We start from the raw sequence: 1,710 nt of genomic DNA, 5'->3' as shown, positions 1-1,710 counted from the left end.
TGGCGGCGCCGCGCGCGGCGTGGCGCCGGCGCTGCTGGAGGCCGGCGTACAGCAACTGGTGGTGGTCAACCGCGCGCCGGAACGCGCCGACGCGCTGGTCGATGCGCTGGGCGAGCCGGCGCGCGCGATCTCGCGCTACTGGGAGGACCTGCGCGAGCTGGGCGATTTCGAGCTGATCGTCAATGCCACCACCATCGGCCGCGACCCGGCCGCCAGCTTCACCCTGCCGCTGTCGCTGATCAACAGCATGACCCTGGCGGTGGACCTGAACTACGGCGAGGTGGCGATCGCGTTCCTGGCCTGGGCGCGCGCGGCGCACTGCCGCGACACCGTGGACGGCCTGGGCATGCTGGTGGAACAGGCCGCCGAGAGCTTCGAGGCCTGGCACGGCGTGCGCCCGGACACCGACCCGGTGTACGCCGCGCTGCGCGAGCGCGATGCCGTGCTGGTCAGCGCCGACTGAAACACTTCGCCTCCACCCTCTATCCGGGAATAAACGCATGGACGAATCATTGATGCTGCAAGTGCTGACGCGACTGCTCACGCAGTTGCCGCTCGCGCTGGTCTATGTGGTCGGACTGGCGCTGCTGTTCACGCGCCGTCCTGGCCGTGCGCGCACCTTGGGAATCTGCGGGCTGGCGATCCTGCTGCTGGCCCTGGGCCTGGGGCTGGCGTTGTGGTTCGTGCCGATGTGGTTGATTTCCCAAGGCCATAGTTACTCGTCGATCTCGAGCTTGTTGGGCATCGTCAACGGCGCGGTCGCCTTGATCTTCGCGGTGGGCATGCTGCTGCTGGTGCTGGCGTTGCGCTTCGCTATGCCGCCGCGCGTCGCAAACCCGCACTGATGGCGTCGCGGCGACCCGCGTCCAGGGAGATCGTGCTGCGAGAACCGCAGGGACGCCCGGGTCGCGCCTATGGCGTGGTCCTGGTCGGCGCCGATCGCCCCGTTCGCTGCCCATCAAGAGGAGGTCCTGCGTGGACTCTGTCGCCGTGAACTATCTCTTGCTCACCGCGCTGTTCCAGTTCCCGATCCTGGCGATGTCTGCGGTCGGGCTGGGGTTGCTGGCCACGCGCGGCCCTGGCCGGCCGCGTACCCTCGGCTTGTGGGGGTTGGGCGTGCTGGTGCTGGTCGTGGTACTGACGACGGGCATGTCGTTGTTGCCGGCGTGGCTGATGTCGCGCGCGGCGAACGCGACCGAATCCAACCTGTGGATGGTCATGTCGGAGGCGATCGTCGCGCTGCTGACGGCAGTGAGCGCGCTGTTGCTGGTGCTGGCGTTGTGGTTCGCCCTGCCGGCGCGGCGGGCGCCATCGCAGTGAAGAACAAGGGCGTGCGTCGTCCAGGGAGGCGAGGATGTTGGCGATAAGCGTGCACCCGGTGCTGGACATGAGCGTGCTGACCGGCGGGCTCGGCCTGCTGGCGCGGCTGTTGCTGCCGCTGATCGCGTTGCTGCTGCTCCCGCGGCTGGCGCCGGGCCGCGCACGCACGCTGGCGCGGATCGGGCTGACGGTGCTGCTGATGGGCGCGATCCTGCCGCGCCTGTTGAACGCGGTGCTGGGCTGGGTGGAACTGATGACGCCCCAGTTCCGCGGCACCCATCCGGACGCCTATGCGCTGGTGCATCTGCTGGACGATGCGCTGTACGTGGCTGGCCTGTCCCTGCTGCTGCGCGCGCTGTGGCTGGCGCTGCCGCGCAAGGCCGCGCCGCA

3 protein-coding genes and 1 pseudogene are annotated in these 1,710 nt (G+C 69.4%); all 4 read left to right on the top strand.

The window, feature by feature from the left end; all coding sequences use genetic code 11:
• Nucleotides 1-463, top strand: a pseudogene (locus D183_RS0115525) (shikimate dehydrogenase); the annotation flags it as partial.
• A gap of 52 nt (nucleotides 464-515) precedes the next feature.
• The gene (locus tag D183_RS0115520) at nucleotides 516-845 is read left to right on the top strand and encodes a hypothetical protein (RefSeq protein WP_225851504.1); all 330 of its coding nucleotides are present in this window, start codon (nucleotides 516-518) and stop codon (nucleotides 843-845) included.
• Nucleotides 846-975: 130 nt separating this feature from the next.
• Nucleotides 976-1,320, top strand: a complete 345-nt coding sequence (locus tag D183_RS0115515) for a hypothetical protein (protein ID WP_017909813.1) — start codon at nucleotides 976-978, stop codon at nucleotides 1,318-1,320.
• Nucleotides 1,321-1,354: 34 nt separating this feature from the next.
• Nucleotides 1,355-1,710 (top strand): hypothetical protein (locus tag D183_RS0115510; RefSeq protein ID WP_039728001.1); only part of this gene is annotated, 356 nt, incomplete at its 3' end.

It is taken from the genome of Xanthomonas sp. SHU 199 (assembly GCF_000364665.1).
GTDB lineage: Bacteria > Pseudomonadota > Gammaproteobacteria > Xanthomonadales > Xanthomonadaceae > Xanthomonas_A > Xanthomonas_A sontii.
The sequence above is the reverse complement of the archived record's forward strand: the minus strand, read 5'-3'. Positions and strand labels throughout refer to the sequence as shown.